Source organism: Clostridium ljungdahlii, from assembly GCF_001636845.1.
GTDB classification, from domain to species: Bacteria; Bacillota; Clostridia; order Clostridiales; family Clostridiaceae; genus Clostridium_B; species Clostridium_B ljungdahlii_A.
Map to the genome: position 1 here is coordinate 105,567 of NZ_LITT01000065.1, position 24,379 is coordinate 129,945.

A 24,379-nucleotide genomic window follows, 5' to 3' on the forward strand; every position below is an offset into this window, starting at 1 on the left:
TCATTCTTAACTATTAATTAAAAAATTTTATATGTGCAAAAGTTGAGTTAATAATAGAGAAGTATATTCTATAAAAAGGATATATTTCTCTATTATTTTATTTTAAGTATTAGCTGTGAATTTAATATAGATCATGTGCGTATTTATCCGATGACTACCTGCTCTAATACTCCCACTTTTCCAAGTGGAAGTAAAGAGCAGCTATGTCTCTGGATAACGATTTCCCCTAAAGGATAACGTCTTCTAAGCGCTAAAAGCACTAAGAATCCTGTTAATAAGCATCCAGGTGGAGCCAAAACTCCATCTGATGCCAAGAACTCTGTTTATTTTATAGCATAAATATGGTATAGTTAATCATGTTAAAAATCTTATTTAATGTGTTATAAGGACTAGAGGGAAATAAGGAGTTGTTATGAATGAAAAAAATTTCAATAATTGGAGCCACAGGTTCTATAGGAACCCAAACTCTTGATGTAATTAGAAAACAAAAAGGATATTTTCAGCTTATAGGCGTATCTGCCAATAGTAGTATAGATAAACTTTTACATATAATAGATGAATTTAACCCCAAATATGCGGTACTAACCGAAAAAGAATCTTATTTAAAGCTAAAAGATATTTTTAGTAATAAAAAATCAAATACAAAAATATTATTTGGAGTAGATGGATTAAATACTATAGCTAGTCTTCCTGAAGTTGACATGGTGGTAACATCTGTAGTTGGAATGATAGGACTTGTACCAACTATAAAAGCAATTAAAGCGAAGAAAGACATAGCTTTAGCTAATAAGGAGACATTAGTTGTAGGCGGAGAACTGGTTACAAAATTATCCAAAGAAAATAATGTAAAAATATTTCCTGTAGATTCAGAACATAGTGCTGTTTTTCAATGCCTTCAGGGAAATAATTTTGACGAAGTTGCTAATTTGATTTTAACTGCTTCAGGTGGACCTTTTAGGGGAAAAACAAAAGATCAACTCTCAAAAGTAACTGTAAAAGAGGCGCTGAATCATCCAAATTGGAGTATGGGAAAAAAGCTCACGATAGATTCTGCTACTCTTATGAATAAGGGACTTGAGGTTATAGAAGCTCACTTCCTATTTAACTTACCTTATGAAAACATAAAAGTTGTAGTTCATCCACAAAGTATAGTACATTCTATGGTGGAATATAGGGATGGAAGCGTTATGGCACAGCTTGCCACTGCAGATATGAGGTTGCCTATACAATATGCACTGAATTACCCGAAAAGAAAAAAAGCTGTAATAGATAAATTGGACTTCTATAGCGTAGGAAATTTAAGCTTTGAAAAGCCTGATACAGATACATTCAAACCACTTAAATTAGCTTATGAAGCGGGGAAGATAGGAGGCACAATGCCAGCTATATTGAATTGTGCCAATGAGGAAGCAGTAAGTTTATTCCTTGCTAATAAAATAAATTTTTTGGATATAGGTAACATATTAGAAGAATGTATGAATAAATTTACTTCACAAAATAAATACACTTTGGAAGATTTACTTGATGTAGAAATAAAAGTTAAGAAATATGTAAAAGATAAATTTATCAAATAAGATTGGGAGGAATACCATTTGTATATAATAGCAGCGATAATAGCCTTTGGCGTATTGATCATAATTCATGAACTGGGACATTTTACTATGGCAAAATTAAATGGAGTAAAGGTTGAAGAATTTTCTATAGGAATGGGGCCTAAACTCTTTGGAATAAAGGGCAAGGAAACGGAATATCATATAAGGCTTCTTCCAATTGGTGGATATGTGAAAATGCTGGGTGATGAGGGAGAAAGTGATGACCCCAGGGCTTTCAATAATAAAAGCCCTCTTAGAAAACTTAGTGTAGTAATAGCTGGACCTATAATGAATTTTGTACTTGGAGTTATACTATTTGCAATAATAGCTTCTGCAAGGGGGTATCTATCTCCTGTAGTAAATAAAGTAACTCCAAATCAGCCTGCAGCTTTAGCAGGCATTAAATTGGGGGATAAAATAACCAAGGTGAATAATTCAAAGATATCTACCTGGGAGGATTTTGTAACAGAAGTTTATACTACAAGTGGAAATCCAATTAATATAACCTATGAACGTAGCGGAAGTACAAATCAAGTTAGAGTAACTCCTGTAAAAGATAAAAAAGAGAATAGATATATTGTAGGAATTGAAGCAACTCAAGTAACTAAACCTACTTTAGGGCAGTCAGTATCCTATGGGTTTATAGAAACTAAATCTTTAATCAAACAGACATTTAGCTTTTTTAAAACACTATTTAGAGGAAAAGCATCTATGAATGATGTAGGTGGACCTGTTACTATAATAAAGATATCAGGTGCAGCAGCAAAAGCAGGTATATTGAGTTTGATGGCATTTTCAGCTTATATAAGTATACAGCTTGCTATATTTAACATAATACCTTTTCCAGCTCTAGATGGGGGATATATATTTTTATTTTTGTTTGAAATAATAACAGGTAAAAGGGTAGATGAAAACAAGGTTGGAATGATAAATTATGTTGGGTTTGCAATACTTATGGCACTTATGGTACTAGTTACAGTAAAGGATATATTCTATCCTATAAAATTTTAAGTAATACTTAATTGTGAATTGAATAAATTGGTGGTGAAATTTTGAATAGAGCAAAAAAGAAAACAGTAAAAGTAGGCAATATATTTTTAGGTGGAGATTTTCCAGTAGCCGTACAGTCTATGACAAATACGGATACTAGGAATGTAGAAGCCACTACAGCTCAGATATCTGAACTAAAAGAAGCAGGTTGTGATATCGTCAGATGTGCGGTGCCTGATGATATAGCTTGCAGTTCCATGAAAAAAATCATAGAAAGAGTAGATATTCCACTTGTAGCAGATATACATTTTGATTATAAGTTGGCACTTAAATCTATAGAAAATGGAATATCTGCACTTAGAATAAATCCTGGAAATATTGGAAACATAGAAAGAGTACGAGAAGTGGCAAGAGCAGCAAAAGAAGCTAATATTCCAATTAGAATAGGGGTAAACTCTGGATCCTTAAAAAAGGATATTTTAAATAAATATGGTAGAGTTTGTTCGGATGCACTAGTAGATAGTGCTCTAGAACATGTAAAAATTTTAGAAAATGTAGGATTTTATGATATAGTCATATCCATAAAATCTTCAAATGTAAACCAAATGGTAGAAAGTTACAGAAAAATATCTGAAATTGTAGATTATCCACTTCACCTTGGAGTAACAGAAGCAGGAACTATTTGGCGAGGAACTATAAAATCAAGCATAGGCATAGGTACTCTTCTGATGGAAGGTATAGGAGACACTATAAGAGTATCCCTTACAGGAAATCCAGTGGAAGAAGTAAGAGTGGGAAAAGAAATATTAAAATCCTGTGGACTTATAAAAGAAGGTGTGGAATTTATATCATGTCCTACCTGTGGCAGAACTGAAATTGATTTAATTAAAATAGCTGAGCAAGTGGAAAAAAGACTTTTAAATATGCATAAAAACATAAAGGTTGCAGTTATGGGATGTGTAGTAAATGGACCGGGTGAGGCCAGAGAAGCGGATATTGGTATAGCAGGAGGCAAAGGTGAAGGCATCATATTTAAAAAAGGAAAAATAGTAAAAAAAGTAAGTGAGGAAAATTTGGTAGAAGCACTTATAGAAGAGATAAAAAACATTTAATTTTTGCATGATTAATTCAAATTATTTACATTTAGGGTAACCTTGTGAATAATTTTTCTTGAAATAAAAATTACAGTGTGTTAAAATATAAATGGTAAATCTACAGAAGTTTATTTAGAATGTAGGAGTGGGTTTTAACCCGCTCTTTCTATTTGTGAAAAACGCAGCGAAAGTTGCGTTTTTAAATTTAATTAGCTATTTAACATTTTTTTTAGCAAGATTGTATAACATAAACGTATAACCTGTAAATGGAGGAGGATTTAAATGACAAAAAATACTTTTATGGAAAGAATGTCAGCATTAATACAGCCTATAGTTCATAATTTAAATTATGAATTATACTATTTAGAATTTAAAAAAGAAGGTAACAATAATTATTTAAGAATATACATAGATAAAAAAGAAGGAAACATATCGTTAGAAGATTGTGAAAATGTAAGTAGAGCAGTTAGTGATATGTTGGATAAAGAAGATCCTATAAAAGATCCTTATTACCTAGAAGTTTCATCACCAGGTGTAGAGAGAAAGCTATATACGGAAGAACACTTAAAAAGATACATTGGATATAGCGTAGAGGTTAATATATCAGGACTTTTAAAAGGAAAGAAAAAATATGAGGGGGAACTTCTGGATTTTAATGCAGATGAATTGAAGATAAAATGTGAAGAAGAAGATATCGCTATTCCAAGGGACAAAATTTTAAACGTAAATTTAAAAGGTGATTTTTAGGGGAGGTATATTTTAAAATGAATCAGGAGTTTATAGAGGCCTTAAAAGAAATAGTTAAGGAAAAGGGAATAAGTGAGGATTTACTATTTACTACCATAGAGGATGCACTAGTGGCTGCGTATAAAAAGAATTATATGGGGCATGGAGTAGGTAGCCAAAATGTTAAGGTTACTATGAATAGAGAAAATGGAGAAATTCATGTGTATTCACAAAAAAATGTAGTAGAGGAAGTTTGTGATAAATTCGGTGAGATAAGTGTAGAAGATGCTAAAGGCATGGATTCAAGCTATGAGGTAGGTGATATAGCAAATATAGAAGTTACACCTAGAAAATTTGGAAGGGTAGCTGCACAGGCTGCAAAACAAGTAGTTATACAGAGGATAAAGGAAGAAGAAAGAAGAATTATATACAGTGATTTTGCGGAAAAGGAAGACGATATAATAACAGGTACAGTCATAAGAAAAGATAAAAACAATGTACTTATAGACTTAGGAAAGACAGAAGCAGTACTTGGACCAAATGAGCAGATACCGGGAGAAAAGTATAACTTCAATGACAAACTGAAATTATATATTATTGAAGTAAAGAATACTACAAAGGGAGCCCAAATTGTAATATCAAGAACTCATCCTGGACTTATAAAGAGATTGTTTGAACTAGAAGTACCTGAAATATTTGATGGAACGGTTGATATAAAGTCCATAGCAAGGGAAGCTGGCTCTAGAACAAAAATTGCAGTACACTCTAATGATGAAAATGTAGATCCTATGGGAGCTTGTGTAGGACCTAAAGGAGTAAGGGTTCAAAATATAGTAAACGAGCTAAAAAATGAAAAGATAGATATAATAAAGTGGAGCAAACTTCCAGAAGAGTATATAGCTAATTCCCTAAGCCCTGCTAAGGTATTGGATGTGGATCTAAATGAAGACATTAAATTTGCACAAATTGTAGTAGATGACAATCAGCTATCTCTGGCTATAGGTAAAGAAGGTCAAAATGTAAGACTGGCAGCAAAGCTTACAGGATGGAAAATAGACATAAAGAGCAAATCACAGGCTGAGACGCAAGATGAAGAAAATTAATTAAGGTGGTGTTTAGAATGAAGCAAAAAAAAGTACCACAGAGAATGTGTACAGGATGCATGGAAATGAAACCCAAAAAGGAACTCATACGAATAGTAAAAAGCAAAGAGGGAGAAGTTTCTGTAGACCCTACAGGAAAGAAAAATGGTAGGGGAGCCTATGTATGCAGAGATGTGGAATGTTTGGAGAAAGCTTTTAAGAACAAAAGGCTCCAGAAAAATCTTGAAATTCAGATAGACGAAACCTTATACCAAAGTCTAAAGGAACAGATAGAAAATGGTAGATAAATTTCTTCAGTTTATGGGATTAATAAAGCGTGCAGGAAAACTTTTAGAGGGATATAATAAATGTGAAGAAGCAATCAGGAGGAATAGAGTGCATTTTGTGATAATGTCTCAAGATGTTTCTAAAAATACATGGGAAAAATTTTTAAACTACAATGATAAATATAAAGTACCAGTTGTAAAGACAATATATACTGGAGAAGAAATTGGAAATGCAATTGGATCAAGTGAAATAAAAGTTGTAGGGGTTACAGATAAAAACATGGGTAAGGCACTAATGAATTTATTGAAGAAAAATGAGAAACTTTAGTTTCGGGGGTGTATAATTTGTCAAAAATAAGAATATATGAATTAGCCAAAGAGTTAAATATATCCAGTAAAACATTAATATCCATACTTCTAGATGAGTTTGGAGTAAAAGTGAAAAACCATATGAGCGTAATAGAAGAGGAAGATGCAGAACTAATTAAAGAGTTTATTGAAGAAAATGAAAGTAGCGAAGACGGAGAAGAGGGCATAGAGGATAAATACAAAAATTTAGTTCAGGAGAATTCTCCAAAAGTTAAAAAGAAAACCATAGGTGTTAAAAATAATACTAAAAGTAAAAACACTCAAGGAAAGAAAGAGTCAAAGGACGGAGAGTTACAAGAAAATGAAAGAACTGAAATAGAAATGGAAGATACTATAACTGTAAAAGAGTTTTCTGAAAAAATAGGTAAGCCATCTACAGAAGTTATTAAGCAACTTATATTTATGGGAGTAATGGCGGCTATAAATCAAGAAATAGACTTTAATACAGCTGAAAAACTAGGAGAAAAGTTTGATGTAACTGTACTTCGAAAAGAAGAAGACATTAATAAGGAAGCGGTAGAACAAGAAGTAGAACAGGAAGATGCTGAGGATGATGATCCTAATTCAGAAAAAAGACCACCAGTTATAACTGTTATGGGACACGTTGACCATGGTAAGACTTCTCTTTTAGATGCTATAAGGAAATCAAAGGTAACTGAGACGGAAGCTGGAGGTATAACTCAGCACATAGGTGCTTATACTGTTAATATAAATGGAGAAAAGATAACCTTCTTAGATACCCCAGGACACGAAGCTTTCACTGCCATGAGAGCAAGAGGAGCTCAAATTACAGATATAGTTATTTTAGTTGTAGCTGCAGATGATGGAATAATGCCGCAAACTGCAGAAGCAATAAATCACTGTAAAGCTGCAGATGTACCTATAGTAGTAGCTATAAATAAAATAGATAGACCAGGAGCCAATGTAGATAAGGTTAAACAGGAACTGTCAGATTATGGACTAATACCAGAGGACTGGGGTGGAGATACTATATGTGTACCAGTATCTGCTCATACTAAAGAAGGTATTGATAGTTTACTTGAAATGGTACTTTTAACTGCTGAAATGCAGGAAATTAAAGCAAATCCTCACAGAAATGCAAAGGGAACAGTAATAGAAGCAAAATTGGATAAAGGAAGAGGAGCAGTTGCTACGCTTCTTGTTCAAAATGGAACTCTTCATGTTGGGGATTCTATAATAGTTGGAAGTACTTATGGTAGAATTAGAGCTATGTTTGATGATAAGGGAAAGAAAATTAAAGTTGCAGGACCTTCAATACCAGTAGAGATACTTGGATTATCAGAAGTGCCTGCAGCAGGAGACAGATTTCATCAAGTTAAAGATGAAAAGACTGCAAGGGATATAGCAGCAAAGAGAAAACAAAAGGTAAGAGAGGAATATCTGCAGTCCGCTCATAAAGTTTCTCTGGAAGATCTTTACAATCAAATAAAAGAGGGAAAAGTAAAGGAACTTAATATAATAGTTAAGGCAGACGTACAGGGATCTATAGAAGCATTAAAACAATCCCTTCAAAAATTATCAAATGAAGAAGTTAAGGTAAGGGTACTTCATGGAGCAGTTGGTGCTATAACGGAAACAGACGTCACATTAGCATCTGCATCAAATGCTATAATAATAGGATTTAATGTTAGACCTGATAGCAATGCTCAGGCAGCGGCAGAAAAAGAATCAGTTGATATAAAAACTTATAGAGTTATATATAATGCAATAGAAGATATAAAGGCTGCTATGGTTGGTATGCTTGAACCTGATTATAAAGAAGTTGTGCTTGGAAAAGCTGAAATCAGGCAGACTTATAAAATATCCAATGTAGGAACTATTGCAGGATGTTATGTACAGGAAGGAAAGATAGTTAGAAACTCCCAGGTAAGAATAATAAGAGATGGTATAGTTATATTTGAGTCTGAGCTTGCTTCCCTAAAGAGATTTAAAGATGATGTAAAGGAAGTAGCAGAAGGATATGAATGCGGACTTTCCATTGATAAATTCAATGATATAAAAGATGGAGATATAGTTGAAGCTTATACCATGGAGGAAATTAAGAAAAAAGAGTTATAAATAGTGAGGTGGTAGTTGATGACTAACTACAGAAGTGGAAGAATAAACGAAGAAATGAAAAAGGAAATAAGCAATATAATTAGAAATGATATCAAGGATCCTAGAGTTACTGCTATGGTAAGTGTTACTAAAGTTGATGTTACAAAAGATCAAAAATATGCAAAAGTATATGTGAGCGTTTATGGTGAAGGCAAATCACAGGAAGATACTTTTGAGGCACTTAAAAATTCGGCAGGTTTTATAAGGAGAGAAGTTGGGCATAGAGTAAAGCTTAGAAATACTCCAGAAATAATTATAGAACAGGATAATACTATAGAATACGGCATGCATATAGATAAAATTCTCCAAGAGATAAAGGAGAATGAGAAAAATGATAATGAATGATATTATAAGTGAGATAAGAAGAAGTAATAAAATTGCAATTACTTTTCATTCTTCTCCAGATGGTGATTCTATAGGAAGTTCTTTAGCACTATTTCAAGGTATGAGAAAATTGGGAAAGGAAGTTGAAATACTCTCAAAGGAAAAAATTCCGGAGAGTTTCAGCTTTTTACCCTGTAGTGAAAATATAAATGGCAAAAAGTTTGAAGTGGACCCTGAAGTGGAGTGTGTTATAGTGCTTGATTGCGGAGATGTAAAAAGAATAAATGCAGATTTGAAGTTTGAGCAGGGAAACTATACTGTAATAAATATAGACCATCATCTAACAAATGAGTTATATGGAAATTTAAATTACGTGGATACTAATGCAGCTGCAGTATCTGAAATAGTATACCAGTTACTAAAACTTATGGATGTTGAACTGGATAAAAATATAGCTCAGTGTCTTTATACTTCAATAATAACGGACAGCGGGTCCTTTAGATATCCCTCAACTACTTGTGTAACCCACACTATAGCAGGAGATCTGATAAATACAGGCATGGACTTTAGTGAAATTCACAGGATAATTTTCGAAAACAAGAAGTTTAATAGAATAAAACTTTATGGAAAAGCAATTGAGAGTATGGAGCTTATAAAAGACAGTATCTGTGTAATAAGTATCACTAAAGCTATGCTATCTGAGGTTGGTATAGAGGGAGATATAGACACTTCAGATATTGTAAATATAGGCATGAAGGTCAATACTGTAGAAGTTGGAATTTTGTTAAAGGAAGTAGAAGGTAAGATAAAAGTAAGTTTGAGGTCTAAATCAAAGGTAGATGTAAGAAAGATAGCAGAAAAATTCAATGGCGGGGGACATGTAAGAGCAAGTGGTCTTGCAGTTAGTGATAAATCTATAGATGAAGTAAAAGATATGATATTAAAAGAGGTTGAGAAAGAACTGATATGATTGATGGAATTTTAAACATAAATAAACCTGTTGGAATGACTTCCTTTGATGTAGTTAAAAAAATTAGATCAATATCAGATAATAAAAAAGTTGGCCACACAGGTACTCTTGACCCTATTGCATCAGGAGTACTTCCCATTTGTATAGGTGGTGCCACAAAATTTGCAGATTATATAATGAAAAGCCATAAAATTTATCTAGCTGAGTTGAAGCTTGGAGTTAATACGGATACCTATGATAGGGAAGGAACTATAGTAGATACTTTAGAGGTTAAGCTTGATGAAAAAAGTGTAAGAGATACAATTTTAAGTTTTCAGGGAGAAATGGAACAACTTCCACCTATGTATTCAGCAATCAAGATTAATGGAAAAAAGCTCTATGATTTAGCAAGACAAGGTATAGAAATAGAGAGAAATAAAAGAAAAATCAACATATATTCTATAGAAATTATTAATATGGAATTACCTTATGTAGTGTTCCAAGTTAAGTGTTCTAAAGGAACTTATATAAGAAGTTTGTGCCATGATATTGGTGAAAAATTAAATTGCGGTGGCATAATGTGGAACCTAAAGAGAATGGCTACGGGAAATTTTAATATTTCAAATTCTATTTTACTAGAAGATCTGCAGAAAGATAGCATATCAAAATACATTATTCCAGTAGATAAAGCACTAGAAGAATATCCTATGGTTATAGTTGAAGATAGATATTTAAAACATGTTTTAAATGGTATCACCATAAAAGACAAAGAGTTTCTAGATAAAATTCAAGAAGGTAAAATCTATAGGGTATATATACATGAAAGCAAATTTATAGGTATTGGAAGTAGGGGAACTTTTGGATTTAAGATGGTAAAATTATTCGTTAGAGGTAATTGATTATGATAATAATGGAAGATAATTTTAAAAAACATTTTACAAAAAGTACATATATTGCTTTAGGAAGTTTTGACGGACTTCATTTAGGACATATAAACCTTATAAATAAAACTGTTAAACTTGCAAGAAATAACAAGGCAAACAGTATGGTGTTTACCTTTAAAAATCATCCACTTTCTACAATAAACCCTGAGATATCTCCTAAAATTTTAATGAATAATGAATCCAAAATAAGTGTATTGAAAGATGCTGGTTTAGACATAATAAATATGGCTAACTTTAATGAAGAATTTATGAAAATATGTCCTGAGGATTTTGTTATTCATCTTTTAAACAATTATAGAGCTAAAGGACTCATAGTTGGTTTTAACTATAGATTTGGGTATAAGAACTTGGGAGATGTAAGCTTACTCAAGAAAATGAGCAAGGTACATAAATTTTCTTTAAATGTTATAGATTCAGTAAAATATAAAGGTCAGGTAGTTAGTAGTTCAATAATAAGAACTATTATATCCGATGAAGGGGATATAAAAAAGGCGAATAAACTTTTGACAAGACCTTTTATGCTGCAGGGCGAGGTAATACACGGTAAACAACTAGGAAGAAAATTAGGATTTCCAACTGTAAACCTTGACTATGACAAGAGATTTGTTATACCTAAAGGTGGTGTATATTACACTATAGTTGAATGTAATAATGATTTGTTTAAAGGTATAACAAATGTAGGTTATAATCCGACTACCTGTGACAACAAGTTGAGCATTGAAACACATATACTTAATTTTAATGAAAACATGTATGATAAGAATATAAAGATATATTTCATTGAGAGAATTAGGGATGAATCAAAATTTGGCAGTTTAACAGAACTGGCAGATCAATTAAAAAAAGATAAGGTGTATGCAAGTAAGAAAAGAATAGAAATTAATTTTAAAAATTAATTTACAATAACGACTTTATTTGCTATAATTACAATCGTGATCCGTATGCTAAGAATTCCGAATTGCCGACGACATTCTTGGAATATAGGGGATTAACAATTGGAGGTGTAACAAAATGGAAAAGGCATTTAAAGAAGAAATAATGAAGAAATATGCAAGACATGAAGGAGACACAGGCTCACCAGAAGTTCAGATAGCATTACTTACTGAGAGAATTAATCATTTAAATGATCATTTAAAGATCCATAAGAAAGATCATCACTCAAGAAGAGGTCTTTTAATGATGGTTGGTAAGAGAAGAGGTCTTCTTAACTATTTAATTAAGCAAGATATTGAAAGATACCGTGCTATTATTAAAGCGTTGAATTTAAGGAAATAATCTTTAGAGCGGCTGTAACCGCTCTATTATTTTAACAAAATTGTAACCTATTGAGAGGAGGTATGTTTTTTTATGAGTGAAATTATTCAAACTACTATTGCTGGAAGAACTTTGAAAGTTGATTATGGTAAAATAGGCAGACTTTCTAATTGTGCTTTTTTTATAAGCTATGGTGATACGGTAGTTTTAATCAATGCTAATGCTTCAGATAAACCTAGAGAAGGAGTGGACTTTTTTCCTTTAAGTATAGAGTATGAGGAAAGGTTGTATTCTGTTGGAAAAATACCTGGAGGTTTTATAAAGAGGGAAGGAAAGCCTTCTGAAAAGGCTATATTACACGCGCGGGCAATAGATAGACCTCTTAGACCACTGTTTCCAAAAGGATATAGAAATGATGTTCAAGTCGTTTGTACGGTGGTATCTGTAGATCAAGATAATGCACCAGATATATTAGCTATAAATGGCGCATCACTGGCTCTTTGTATGTCAAGTATTCCTTTTACTACTCCAGTAGGAGCAGTATCTGTAGGACTTGTAGATGATAAGTTTGTAATAAATCCTAACTTAGAGGAAAGAAGTAAAAGCAGTTTAAATCTCACAGTATGTGCTACGGATGAAAGAGTTATGATGGTAGAGGCTGGTGGAGATGAAATACCAGAAGATACCATGTATGATGCTATAATGTTTGGATTTGAAGAATGTAAGAAGATAGTTGCATTTCAAAAAGAGACTATGAATAAATATGGAAAACAAAAGGAAGAACCAGAACTCTATAAAGTAGAGGAATCCATAGAAGAAGAAGTTAGAAAATTTGCATTTCAAAAAATAAAGGATGCCATGTACGTAATGGATAGAGACGAAAGAAATGCAGCTTTAGAAGATGTGGATAAAGAATTAAATGAGCAATTTTCAGAGAAATATCCAGATAATGGACCAGATATAGCTGATGTAGTATATAAGATTAAGAAAGAAATAGTAAGAAATATGATGTTAAACGAACACAGGAGAGTTGATGGAAGGGCTTTTGATGAAATAAGGCCAATAAGTTGTGAAGTTGGTATTCTTCCAAGAACTCATGGAACTGGATTGTTTACAAGAGGATTGACGCAGGTAATGACTGTTGCTACCCTTGGTTCTTTAGGTGATGTACAAATACTTGATGGAGTAGGTTCTGAAGAATCAAAGAGATATATACATCATTATAATTTTCCATCGTACAGTACAGGTGAGACTAGACCTTTAAGAGGACCTGGAAGAAGAGAAATAGGACACGGTGCGTTAGCTGAGAAAGCTTTAGAACCACTTATACCAAGTGAGGATCAATTCCCATATACTATAAGACTTGTATCAGAGGTATTGAGTTCCAATGGATCTACTTCCCAAGCAAGTATATGCGGAAGTACACTAGCACTTTTAGATGCAGGAGTTCCTATAAAGAGACCAGCAGCTGGAATAGCCATGGGACTTATAACTAGTGAAGATTTGTCTAAGGAAGAAATAGTTACTGACATACAAGGAATTGAGGATTTCTTTGGAGACATGGATTTTAAAGTTGGCGGAACAGAAAAAGGTATTACTGCCATTCAATTTGATACAAAGATTCATGGATTATCTGAAAGCTGTATAAAAGAAACTCTTAACAGAGCAAGGACAGCTAGGTTGTTTATATTGGATAAAATTCACAAGTGTATTCCGGAAGCTAGAGAAGAATTATCAGAGTATGCCCCAAAAACATACACAATGTCTATATCTCCAGATAAAATAAGAGATGTAATAGGAGCTGGTGGAAAAGTTATCAATAAGATAATAGCAGAAACTGGTGTAAAGATAGACATAAAGGAAGACGGAAAAATATTTGTAATGTCAGAGGACAGTAGTAGTGCTAAGAAAGCATTGAAAATTATAGAGGACCTTACTAAAGAAGTAAAAGCAGGAGAAATATATTTAGGAAAAGTTACTAAAACAACTAACTTTGGTGCATTTGTAGAAATACTTCCAGGAAAAGAAGGATTAGTGCACATATCGAAGCTAGATTTTACAAGAGTTAATAAGGTAGAAGATGTAGTTTCAGTAGGAGATAAGATATTGGTAAAGGTAACTGATATAGATAATCAGGGTAGAATAAATCTCTCCAGAAAAGATGCAATAAAGGATTCTGAAGAAAATAATTCTGAAGAAAATAACTTAAAGCAAAAGAAGTAATAAATAGAAGGGCTTATATGCCTTTTTATTTTTTAAAGATGAAAGGGGTGAAAACTCTTGCAGTATAGTGTGTAGGGTTAATATCACTATAGGGCAGTAAAAGCCAATGTATAATCTGTTTCAATTAGATAATGGACTTAAGGTAATTGTAGAGAATATAGATTATGTAAACTCTATAAGTGTAGGTCTATGGGTAAAGAATGGATCTAGAAATGAAAATGAGCAAAATAATGGCATATCCCACTTTATAGAACATATGTTTTTTAAAGGGACATCAAATAGAACATCTCTTGAGATAGCTGAATGCATAGAAGATGTAGGAGGACAGATAAATGCTTTTACAGGTAAGGAAGCTACATGTTTTTACGTAAAAGCATTGGATTCACATTTCGAACTGGCAATAGATGTTATATCTGATATGTTATTTAACAGCAAATTCTCCCATGAAGACATAGAAAAGGAAAAAGGAGTTATAATTGAAGAGATAAATATGAATGATGATTCTCCAGAAGATGTACTGTCGGATCTCCATAGCAAAGCTATGTGGGGAGATGATCCGATATCATTACCAATACTGGGAAATGCTGATACTGTAAAATCTTTTACAAGAGAAGAATTGCTAGAATATATAAGGTCTCGCTATACACCTGAAAATTCTGTAGTGTCTATAGCAGGTAAGATTGACATGAATACAGTTGAAAAATTGATGGAAAAGTATTTTGGAAAATGGAATTCCAATGGAAATAGTTTAATTAATTATTCTAGCCCCCAATTTTTAAAAAATCATCTTTTTAAAAGAAAAAGTATAGAACAGTTACACATAAGTCTTGGTGTACCTGGAGTTGAAAGTGGCAATGATGATATTTATGCACTTTTGCTTTTAAACAATGTGTATGGAGGAGGAACTTCTTCCATACTATTTCAAAAAATAAGAGAGGAAATGGGAATTTGTTATTCAATTTATTCTTATCCAGCTTCCTTTAATAACATAGGAGTAGTTAATATTTATACAGGATTAAATGTGAAATATTCTTATGATGTAATATGCAGAATAAAAGATGAATTGCAAAAATTTGTAAGAGAAGGCATAGACTCTAACAGATTGAAAAAAGCAAAGGAACAATTAAAAGGAAATTATGTACTAGGGCTTGAAAGTATGAGCAGTAAAATGTTTAATAATGGAAAATCAGTCTTGCTTTTGAATAAGTTGAGTACTCCTTCAGATATAATAGACAAAATAAATAAAATAGATCAAGACACTATTAAAAGGGTTATGAAAAATACTTTTTGTAAGGGAATAGTAAATTCTGCTTTTGTAGGAGAAAAAGTAGATATATATCTTATGGAAAATTTATTAGAGAAAGATACAGATTTATTTCCAAAATCGGAACACACTTTATTGTAAAGCATTTAATTATTAAAAAATTAGTTGGTAATAAAGAGAAAATATCCCTCATAGTATTTAATATACAATTGAATAGGGGGATATAATATGGATGAAAATATAAAGTTTTATAGTGAAATGGAAAGATATGAGATTATAAATGTAAATGACGGGAATAAATATAATTGCCTGGGAAATAATGATATAATAGTGGATTCTTCTGGAAACTTAAAAATACTTATTTTAAGTGAAAACAAATCAAAATTTTCAATTTTTGGTAAAAGCGAATTTATAGAAGTTCCTTGGGAATACGTAAAAAAAATAGGGGCTAAGACTATTATAATAGATGTAGAAGAAAAATCTTTAAAAAGGGTTCATTAAAATAAATATGATTTTAATATAAAAGATAAACTTATGAGCTTCACTCAGAAAGGTATATGAATCTCCTAAAATGCATAAGCTAAACTTGTTCAAGGAGGAGATTAAAATGCCAGAAGATGAGACTAAGAATAGAAAATTGGAAAATATCAAAGAACTAGGGTCTGTAAATTTAGCTGAAGGAAGAGATAATATTCAGATACTTCCAATAATAGGCCAAATAGAAGGTCATGTAAATCTTTCATCTGAAACTAAAACCACTAAATATGAACATGTGATACCAAATTTAATAGCAATTGAAAATGATAAAAGAGTAGAAGGATTGCTTGTAGTTTTAAATACTGTAGGAGGAGATGTAGAAGCAGGCCTTGCTATAGCAGAGATGATAAGAAGCTTAAGTAAACCGACGGTATCTCTTGTTATAGGAGGAGGACATTCTATAGGCGTGCCACTTGCTACAGCCTCTGATTATTCCTTTATATCTCCTAGTGCAACCATGATTATACATCCAATAAGGATGAGTGGTATGGTTATTGGAGTACCTCAGACTTTTGAATATTTTAATAAGATGCAGGAGAGAATAAATGAATTTATAGTTCGAACATCTAAAATAACTGGAGAAAAGTTAACTGAGTTGATGCTTCAGACAGATGAGCTTCTAAATGATATGGGTACTATATTGATTGGGAAACAGGCAGTGGAGCAGGGCTTAATTGATGAAGTGGGTGGAATAAGTCAGGCTATTAATAAACTAAATGAAATGATGGCAAAATAAATTTACTTTTATTAAATTAGCCATAGGATTTATCCTATGGTAATTTATGTTTTAATATAAATATGTAAAGTCTTATCTATTAAAAACATTAAAGGAAAAAGGAAAGCTGTGTAGAATATTTAATTTAGAAATATCTATTTTTAAATTAAAGTGTGTCTGTAATTTACTGGAGGCGATATAGATATGGCTAAAAGCAGAAAAAAAGAAACTCATGTACTTGACAAAGAAATAAAAGGAATAGTGCTATTTACAGTAGGCGTGCTTATGATGATAAGTGTATTTTCGCCATCTTCCTCTGGTATCATTGGTAGATTTATAAAAAAAATTTTAATAGCAGTATTCGGAATAGGATCTTATATATTACCATTCTTTATAATATTTATAGGATGCTGCTGTATAGCGAAGAAAAATAAGATAAATTTCAACAAAAAATTTTATGGAATTTTAATATTTATTATAAATACACTGCTATTTATACAACTAATAGTTATGTCTGACTATTATGTAGAAGATAGCTTGATTTTAGGCATAGAACGATTGTATCAATCAAATACTGTATTTCATGGAGGAATAATAAGTTTCCTAATAGATGTTCCACTTTTTAAATTGTTTGGAAAAACAGGCTGCTATGTTATATTTATATCAATTTACATAATATCTTTTATAATAATGAGTAAAGTTACTATATATGATATATTACATAATATAAAGAATTTTTTCTTTGGAAAAAATATAAATAAGGATACTAAGATAGAAGATAAAATTTTAAATCAGGGTAAAATTGAAAATGAAGAAGTAAACAAAGATGATTTTATTAAAAATATAAACAATAGAATAAAGATATTAGACTTTATGAAGTCATCAGATATAAAAGATAATTATAGAGCAGAAAAGCCTAAGGAAAACAGTGAAAATTTAACGTATCCTGCTGAACTTGAAAATGATACTTACAAAAAAAATTGTGAATTAATAAATGAAGAACTTGAAAAAAATATGACAGAGAGTGAAAAAAACTTAGTTTCAGTATATAATTTCCCGCCAGTGGATTTATTAAAGCAGAATATACAATCAAAGTTAAACAAGCATGATAAAAAAGAATTAATAAGCAGTGCCAATAAGCTGGAAGAAACTCTTGCAAATTTTGGGGTAGATGCAAAAGTGCTTCAAGTAAGCAAGGGACCATCTGTAACTAGATTTGAACTTCAGCCAAGTCCTGGAGTCAAAGTAAGTAAAATTGTAAATTTATCGGATGACATAGCCCTTGGACTTGCAGCTTCAGGAGTGAGAATAGAAGCTCCCATACCAGGAAAATCTGCCATAGGTATAGAAGTACCAAATAAAGATTTGACACCAGTTTATTTAAGGGAAGTTGTAGAATCGGAGGAATTTATAAATTCAAAGTGTAAACTGGCTTGCTGTCTTGGAAAAGACATAGGAGGAAATTGTATAGTATCAGATCTTACTAAAATGCCACATATGCTTATTGCAGGTGCAACGGGGTCAGGTAAAAGTGTGTGTATAAATACTCTTATAATAAGTTTGATTTATAAGTATTCTCCTGATGATGTTAAACTTTTGATGGTAGATCCTAAAGTGGTAGAATTAAATGTATATAATGGCATCCCACATCTTCTTATACCTGTAGTTGTAGACCCTAAAAAGGCATCAGGTGCGTTAAACTGGGCTGTACAAGAAATGACAAGGAGATATAAGCTCTTTGCAGAAAATAATGTAAGAAATATAGAGGGATATAATCAATTGTTTCAAGAAGGAAAAACAGATAGCAAGCTTCCTTTTGTAGTTATAATAATTGATGAACTTTCTGATTTGATGATGGTATGTCCAAATGAAATTGAAGATTATATAGGACGTCTCGCCCAAATGGCAAGGGCAGCTGGAATGCATTTGGTTATAGCTACTCAGAGACCTTCTGTAGATGTAATCACTGGAGTAATTAAAGCAAATATACCTTCAAGAATATCTTTTGCAGTATCCAGTCAAATTGATTCTAGGACTATACTGGATAGTGCTGGAGCTGAGAAATTACTTGGAAAAGGAGATATGTTATTTTATCCTGTAGGTGAAGCAAAACCTATAAGAATACAGGGTGCCTTTATATCCGAAGGTGAAGTTGAAAAAGTAGTAAATTATATAAAAGATGAACAAAGTGGACCTAATTATGAGGATAAAATAATTGAGCAAATAGATACAAATGTAGTGAAAGCTAGTAGTGATAGTGATGAACTTTTAGATGAGGCAATTAGAACTGTAGTAGATGCAGGACAAGCATCTACATCTTTACTTCAAAGAAGGCTTAGAATAGGATATAATAGAGCGGCTAGAATAATAGAAGAAATGGAAGACAGAGAAATAATATCAAAAAAGGATGGAACAAAGCCAAGACAAATTTTAATTGACAGAAATCATTATGAAAATACGTAAATTAATGTAATGGTAGTATTTTACGTAAGATTAAAAATAACTAAGTAGGAGGAAGTTTGGTGGATAAACTAAGAGTTGGACTAATAAGTTTAGGCTGTGACAAAAATAGATTGGATTCTGAAGTGATGTTAAGTAATTTAAATCAAGAATACAGTTTAGTTCACGATCCTAAATTAGCGGATGTAATAATTATAAACACATGTGGATTTATAGAATCAGCTAAGCAGGAATCCATAGATACAATACTTGAAATGTCACAGTATAAAGAAAAATTTAATTGCAAATTAATTGTGGCAACAGGATGCCTGGCTCAGAGGTATGGTAAGGAACTTATGAAGTTATTGCCGGAAGTAGATATAATGCTTGGAGTAAATGATTATGATAAGTTAAATGACACTATAAAGAAATGTATTGAAACTAACAACAGTAGGATTTATAATTGTGATTACAGTGATTCTAATATAAATGAAGGAAAAAGAATACTTACTACGTCAACACACACTGCTTATTTGAGAATTGCAGAAGGATGTGACAATCACTGTACCTATTGTATAATTCCTAAAATTAGGGGAAAGTATAGAAGTAGAACCATTGAAAACATAATAACTGAATGTAATGATTTAGCTAATCAAGGTGTTAAAGAGATAATACTTATTGCACAGGATACTACAAGATATGGAATAGACATATATGGTAAAAAAATGCTTCCTGAACTCATTCAAAAAATATCTAAAATTAATGAAATAGAGTGGATAAGGCTTTTGTATTGCTATCCTGAGGAGTTAACGGATGAAATCATAAATGAAATTTCAATGAATGATAAAGTATGTAAGTATATAGATATACCTATTCAGCACATAAGTGATCCTATACTGAAGCTTATGGGAAGAAAAGGAAGAAGAATAGACATAATAGAAAATATACATAAGCTTAGAGCTAGAGCAAAAGGTATTGCAATTAGGACTACAATAATAGTTGGCTTTCCTGGAGAGACAGAAGAAAATTTTCAAGAACTAAAGGACTTTGTAAGTACTATGAAATTTGATAACTTAGGTGTATTTAAGTATTCCAGAGAGGAAGGAACTGCAGCTGCAGAAATGAAAGATCAGGTTCCTGAGGAGATTAAGTCTGCAAGAGAAGGAGAACTTATGGTACTTCAAAAGCAGGTAATGAGTTCCATAAATAAAAGTAAAATTGGCAGCATTTACAAAGTAATTGTAGAGGGAAAAAAGGGAGAACTGTGGTACGGAAGAAGTTATGAAATGGCTCCAGACATAGACGGAGTTATATATATAAAGTGTAAAAAAGCTTTAAAAATGGGCACTATGGTTAATGTAAAAATTACTCATAGCCTTGAATATGATTTGGTAGGAGTTGTATGAAATGAATCTAGCAAACAAGCTTACAATGATTAGAATGATATTGATTCCGTTTTTTTTAATATTTATAACGGTAAAGGGTATGCCTTATGGTAAACTTATTGCAATAGCTATTTTTATATTGGCATCTATTACAGATAAATTAGATGGATATATAGCTAGAAGCAGAAATCAGGTAACGAATTTTGGAAAATTTATGGATCCTTTAGCAGATAAACTTTTGATTACTACTGCACTAATATGTCTTGTAGAGTACCATATAATACCATCTTGGGCTGCGGTAATAATAGTAGCTAGAGAATTTGCAGTTACGGGATTGAGGACAATTGCGGCAGCGGAAGGAATGGTAATAGCTGCAAGTCCTTGGGGTAAAGCTAAAACAGTGACACAAATAGTTGCCATAATTCTTGCTCTTTTAAATTTAACTTATAATCATGTATCCTTAAGTTTACTTAGGGGATTTTTGAACCGTCCTCACAAAGTTTTAAATATAGTTACAGATGTTGCTATGGCTATAGCTATAATAATGACTTTAATTTCAGGTATAGATTACTTTGTAAAAAATAAAGAAGTTATAAGGACAGACAGATAATTATAAGTATAGTTGATTAAAATGTTTTTAAGTGTTCATAATTAAAGCTAAATACAGAATTATGAAAAAAACTGTTGACTGTATAGGTTTGATAGTATATAATTTATACAGAACATGCGTTCGTATTAGAGAGGAAGTGAACTTCTTGGCAAATTTAAGTAATGAGAAATTACAGGCTATAGAATCAGCTATGGGACAGATAGAAAAACAATTTGGAAAAGGTGCCATAATGAAACTGGGAGAACACAGTGTATTAAATGTGGATGCCATTTCAACAGGATGCCTTGACTTAGATATAGCATTAGGTATAGGTGGTGTTCCAAGAGGAAGGGTAATAGAAATATTTGGACCTGAATCTTCAGGTAAGACTACAGTGGCACTTCATATAATTGCAGAAGCTCAGAAAAATGGAGGTGCTGCAGCTTTTATAGATGCAGAACATGCACTAGATCCTTCTTATGCTCAAAATTTAGGAGTAGATATAAATAATCTTATTGTATCTCAACCAGATACTGGAGAACAGGCTATGGAGATAACAGAAGCACTTGTAAGATCTAATGCCATAGATGTTTTGGTAGTGGATTCAGTAGCAGCACTTGTGCCAAAGGCTGAAATAGAGGGAGAAATGGGAGACTCACATGTGGGACTTCAAGCTAGACTTATGTCTCAAGCTCTTAGAAAACTTACATCTTCTATAAATAAATCAAAGTGTGTAACAGTATTTATAAATCAATTAAGAGAAAAAGTAGGAGTTATGTTCGGCAATCCTGAGGTTACGCCTGGTGGAAGAGCTTTAAAGTTTTATTCTTCAGTTAGAATGGATGTAAGAAGAATAGATTCTATAAAGCAAGGAGATACCATAGTAGGTAACAGAACAAGAGTAAAGGTTATTAAAAATAAAGTAGCTCCACCTTTTAAACAGGCAGAGTTTGACATAATGTACAATCAAGGTATTTCAAGAGAAGGAAATGTGTTGGATGTAGGTGTTAGAGAAGAGCTGGTACAGAAAAGTGGTGCATGGTTTTCCTATAAAGAAACACGGCTTGGACAAGGTAGGGAAAATGCAAAACAATTTTTGAAAGAAAATAATGATATATTAGTTGAGATAGAAAGCAAGATAAGGGAAAAATATAAATTACCTTCTTTAAAAAAGAATTCTCTTGAAGACAAAGATAAAAATAACGTTGGTAGTAAAACTGATTCCAAAAAAGATAATTTAAAAAATTCTGATAAATAGATTATAAAGGGGAGTAAATTACTCCCTTTTATAATGAAAAATAAGTACCAAATTTTGTTTGAGAGAATAAAATGCATATAACTTGACAATAATTAAAATATAATATAAAATTAAGACAAATTCTGGTTTATCATGTATTTAGGAATTACCAATTGAATAAATATGGCACCTTTTCTATGCTTGCATATTTAACTGAATTATAGATTTACATAATAAGAGCAAAGGAGGTGTTCATGTGAATTCCATAATAATATATGAGGTTATTGCTGGTATACTAATAGCAGCTGCCTTGATAATTCAATTCAATGTGATCAAAAAGAAAGCAGTTGCTATAAAATCACAGGCTTTAGAAGAGTCTAATAGATTAAAGGAAGAGGCAAAAAAACAAGCCGAAACCCAAAAAAAAGAGGCTATACTAGAAGCTAAAGAGGAAATTCATAAATTAAGAAATGATTTTGACAAAGAGTCTAGAGATAGAAGAAATGAAAATCAAAGACTTGAAAGAAGGTTAATCCAGAGAGAAGAGTTATTAGATAAGAAAAGTGATACTCTTGAAAAGAGAGATAGTGGCCTAGATAAAAAACAGCAGGATATAGATAAATTACAGATAAGTGTAGAGGAATTATATAAGAAACAAAGAGAAAAGCTAGAAAAGTTATCAGGACTAAGTTCTGAAGAGGCTAAGAATATTTTACTAGAACAAGTTAATAAGGAAATAAAACATGAATCTGCGATGATGATTAAAGAAATTGAAACAAAAGCTAAAGAAGAAGCTGATAAAAAAGCAAGAGAAATTATAACCTGTGCTATCCAGAGATGTGCTGCTGATCATGTAGCAGAGACTACAGTACATGTTGTACCTTTACCTAATGACGAAATGAAGGGCAGAATAATAGGTAGAGAAGGTAGAAATATAAGGACTCTTGAAACATTAACTGGTGTGGATCTTATAATAGACGATACACCTGAGGCTGTAATATTGTCGGGCTTTGATCCTATAAGGAGAGAGGTTGCAAGAATAGCACTGGAGAAACTTATAATTGATGGAAGAATACACCCAGCAAGAATCGAAGAAATGGTTCAAAAAGCTGAAAAAGAAGTTGAAAATAATGTTAAAGAAGAAGGAGAACAGGCCACTTTTGAAACTGGCGTGCACGGCCTTCATATGGAATTAGTAAAATTATTAGGAAGATTGAAGTATAGAACCAGCTATGGTCAAAATGTTTTAAAACATTCTGTGGAAGTTGCTTATTTAGCTGGACTTATGGCATCAGAAATTGGCATAGATCCAACTATAGCTAAAAGGGCAGGATTGCTTCATGATATAGGTAAAGCAGTGGATCATGAAGTTGAAGGTCCTCATGCCGTTATAGGTTCAGAGGTTGCTAAAAAATACAGAGAATCACCAATAATTGTAAATGCTATTGCAGCTCATCATGGAGATGTAGAATTTCAATCCTTAGAAGCTGTACTCGTTCAAGCAGCGGATGCTATTTCTGCTGCAAGGCCTGGTGCTAGAAGAGAAACACTAGAAGCTTATATTAAGCGTCTGGAAAAACTTGAAGAAATAGCAAATACATGTGAAGGTGTAGAAAAGTCATATGCCATTCAAGCGGGAAGAGAACTTAGAATAATGGTTAAACCAGAAAATATTGACGATGCAGGTGCTATTGAAATGGCAAGGAACATAGTAAAGAAAATTGAAGAAGAGCTAGAGTATCCTGGTCAAATTAAAGTAAATGTCATTAGAGAGACTCGTGCAATTGAATATGCAAAATAATAAATAGTATTGTTATAACATAGAAAAATATTCCTTTTAGGTTTTGTCACCTAAAAGGAATTTTTGATTTTTTGTAGAATACTATATATATGTAGTACTAATAATTAAAGTTAATGTAAAGAGTTATTATAATATATAGGAGGTTTAATTATGGAAGTATTAAAAGTTTCAACAAAATCAAGTCCAAATTCAGTGGCAGGAGCATTAGCAGGAGTTTTAAGGGAAAGGGGAGCAGCAGAGATACAAGCTATAGGAGCAGGAGCGCTAAATCAAGCTGTTAAAGCTGTAGCTATTGCTAGAGGATTTGTAGCACCTAGTGGAATCGATTTAATATGTATTCCGGCATTTACGGACATTGAAATAGATGGAGAAGAGAGAACTGCAATTAAATTAATAATACAGCCAAGATAACAATAAAAATTAATTTTTATCAAAGGACTTGTGATTTATCCCAAGTCCT

23 protein-coding genes are annotated in these 24,379 nt (G+C 32.1%); all 23 read left to right on the top strand.

What is annotated here, in order from left to right; all coding sequences use genetic code 11:
* Window positions 1–416 precede the first annotated feature (416 nt).
* The 23 genes from WY13_RS20065 to WY13_RS20175 all read left to right on the top strand — a co-directional run bounded on the left by WY13_RS20065 (window position 417) and on the right by WY13_RS20175 (window position 24,330).
* On the top strand, window positions 417–1,574 hold the full coding sequence (locus WY13_RS20065) for a 1-deoxy-D-xylulose-5-phosphate reductoisomerase (protein ID WP_063557317.1): 1,158 nt from the start codon (window positions 417–419) through the stop codon (window positions 1,572–1,574).
* 18 nt (window positions 1,575–1,592) lie between these two features.
* Window positions 1,593–2,603, top strand: a complete 1,011-nt coding sequence (gene rseP / locus WY13_RS20070) for an RIP metalloprotease RseP (RefSeq protein WP_063557318.1) — start codon at window positions 1,593–1,595, stop codon at window positions 2,601–2,603.
* A 41-nt stretch (window positions 2,604–2,644) separates the two neighbouring features.
* Window positions 2,645–3,694: a flavodoxin-dependent (E)-4-hydroxy-3-methylbut-2-enyl-diphosphate synthase gene (gene ispG, locus WY13_RS20075; RefSeq protein WP_063557319.1), complete on the top strand. Its 1,050-nt coding sequence runs from the start codon at window positions 2,645–2,647 to the stop codon at window positions 3,692–3,694.
* Window positions 3,695–3,958: 264 nt separating this feature from the next.
* Window positions 3,959–4,423: a ribosome maturation factor RimP gene (gene rimP, locus WY13_RS20080; RefSeq protein WP_063557320.1), complete on the top strand. Its 465-nt coding sequence runs from the start codon at window positions 3,959–3,961 to the stop codon at window positions 4,421–4,423.
* Between the two features lie 17 nt (window positions 4,424–4,440).
* Complete coding sequence (nusA, locus tag WY13_RS20085) at window positions 4,441–5,505, top strand: transcription termination factor NusA (RefSeq protein WP_063557321.1); 1,065 nt, start codon at window positions 4,441–4,443, stop codon at window positions 5,503–5,505.
* Between the two features lie 5 nt (window positions 5,506–5,510).
* Window positions 5,511–5,792 (top strand): RNase P modulator RnpM, encoded by a 282-nt coding sequence (rnpM, locus tag WY13_RS20090; protein WP_347459633.1) that lies wholly within the window; start codon window positions 5,511–5,513, stop codon window positions 5,790–5,792.
* Window positions 5,782–6,099 carry a 50S ribosomal protein L7ae-like protein gene (locus WY13_RS20095; RefSeq protein ID WP_063557323.1) on the top strand — a complete coding sequence of 106 codons (318 nt, stop codon included), beginning with the start codon at window positions 5,782–5,784 and terminating at the stop codon, window positions 6,097–6,099. Before rnpM ends, WY13_RS20095 begins: the two co-directional genes overlap by 11 nt.
* 17 nt (window positions 6,100–6,116) lie before the next feature.
* On the top strand, window positions 6,117–8,219 hold the full coding sequence (gene infB, locus WY13_RS20100; RefSeq protein WP_063557324.1) for a translation initiation factor IF-2: 2,103 nt from the start codon (window positions 6,117–6,119) through the stop codon (window positions 8,217–8,219).
* 18 nt (window positions 8,220–8,237) lie between these two features.
* Window positions 8,238–8,603 carry a 30S ribosome-binding factor RbfA gene (gene rbfA / locus WY13_RS20105; RefSeq protein WP_063557325.1) on the top strand — a complete coding sequence of 122 codons (366 nt, stop codon included), beginning with the start codon at window positions 8,238–8,240 and terminating at the stop codon, window positions 8,601–8,603.
* Entirely contained in the window at window positions 8,590–9,552 is a 963-nt protein-coding gene (locus tag WY13_RS20110) for a DHH family phosphoesterase (protein WP_063557326.1), read from the top strand. Before rbfA ends, WY13_RS20110 begins: the two co-directional genes overlap by 14 nt.
* Entirely contained in the window at window positions 9,552–10,430 is an 879-nt protein-coding gene (gene truB / locus WY13_RS20115; protein WP_063557350.1) for a tRNA pseudouridine(55) synthase TruB, read from the top strand. The genes WY13_RS20110 and truB overlap by 1 nt, the downstream gene beginning before the upstream one ends.
* 2 nt (window positions 10,431–10,432) lie before the next feature.
* Window positions 10,433–11,371 carry a bifunctional riboflavin kinase/FAD synthetase gene (locus WY13_RS20120; RefSeq protein ID WP_063557327.1) on the top strand — a complete coding sequence of 313 codons (939 nt, stop codon included), beginning with the start codon at window positions 10,433–10,435 and terminating at the stop codon, window positions 11,369–11,371.
* 115 nt (window positions 11,372–11,486) lie between these two features.
* A complete protein-coding gene (gene rpsO / locus WY13_RS20125; RefSeq protein WP_063557328.1) occupies window positions 11,487–11,750 on the top strand; it encodes a 30S ribosomal protein S15 in 264 nt (87 codons plus the stop codon).
* Window positions 11,751–11,822: 72 nt separating this feature from the next.
* Window positions 11,823–13,952 (top strand): polyribonucleotide nucleotidyltransferase, encoded by a 2,130-nt coding sequence (locus tag WY13_RS20130; protein WP_063557329.1) that lies wholly within the window; start codon window positions 11,823–11,825, stop codon window positions 13,950–13,952.
* Between the two features lie 106 nt (window positions 13,953–14,058).
* The gene (locus tag WY13_RS20135) at window positions 14,059–15,357 is read left to right on the top strand and encodes a M16 family metallopeptidase (RefSeq protein ID WP_063557330.1); all 1,299 of its coding nucleotides are present in this window, start codon (window positions 14,059–14,061) and stop codon (window positions 15,355–15,357) included.
* An 87-nt stretch (window positions 15,358–15,444) separates the two neighbouring features.
* A complete protein-coding gene (locus tag WY13_RS20140; RefSeq protein WP_013237988.1) occupies window positions 15,445–15,717 on the top strand; it encodes a YlmC/YmxH family sporulation protein in 273 nt (90 codons plus the stop codon).
* Window positions 15,718–15,823: 106 nt separating this feature from the next.
* A complete protein-coding gene (locus WY13_RS20145; protein ID WP_063557331.1) occupies window positions 15,824–16,489 on the top strand; it encodes a ClpP family protease in 666 nt (221 codons plus the stop codon).
* Window positions 16,490–16,672: 183 nt separating this feature from the next.
* A complete protein-coding gene (locus tag WY13_RS20150; RefSeq protein WP_063557332.1) occupies window positions 16,673–18,931 on the top strand; it encodes an FtsK/SpoIIIE family DNA translocase in 2,259 nt (752 codons plus the stop codon).
* Window positions 18,932–18,990: 59 nt separating this feature from the next.
* Window positions 18,991–20,313 (top strand): 30S ribosomal protein S12 methylthiotransferase RimO, encoded by a 1,323-nt coding sequence (rimO, locus tag WY13_RS20155; protein ID WP_063557333.1) that lies wholly within the window; start codon window positions 18,991–18,993, stop codon window positions 20,311–20,313.
* Between the two features lies 1 nt (window position 20,314).
* Window positions 20,315–20,902 carry a CDP-diacylglycerol--glycerol-3-phosphate 3-phosphatidyltransferase gene (gene pgsA, locus WY13_RS20160; protein ID WP_063557334.1) on the top strand — a complete coding sequence of 196 codons (588 nt, stop codon included), beginning with the start codon at window positions 20,315–20,317 and terminating at the stop codon, window positions 20,900–20,902.
* Between the two features lie 190 nt (window positions 20,903–21,092).
* The gene (recA, locus tag WY13_RS20165; protein ID WP_063557351.1) at window positions 21,093–22,139 is read left to right on the top strand and encodes a recombinase RecA; all 1,047 of its coding nucleotides are present in this window, start codon (window positions 21,093–21,095) and stop codon (window positions 22,137–22,139) included.
* Between the two features lie 235 nt (window positions 22,140–22,374).
* Window positions 22,375–23,919, top strand: coding sequence for a ribonuclease Y (rny, locus tag WY13_RS20170; RefSeq protein ID WP_063557335.1), 1,545 nt, complete (start codon window positions 22,375–22,377; stop codon window positions 23,917–23,919).
* Between the two features lie 150 nt (window positions 23,920–24,069).
* Window positions 24,070–24,330, top strand: coding sequence for a stage V sporulation protein S (locus WY13_RS20175; protein WP_023163135.1), 261 nt, complete (start codon window positions 24,070–24,072; stop codon window positions 24,328–24,330).
* Window positions 24,331–24,379 lie beyond the last annotated feature (49 nt).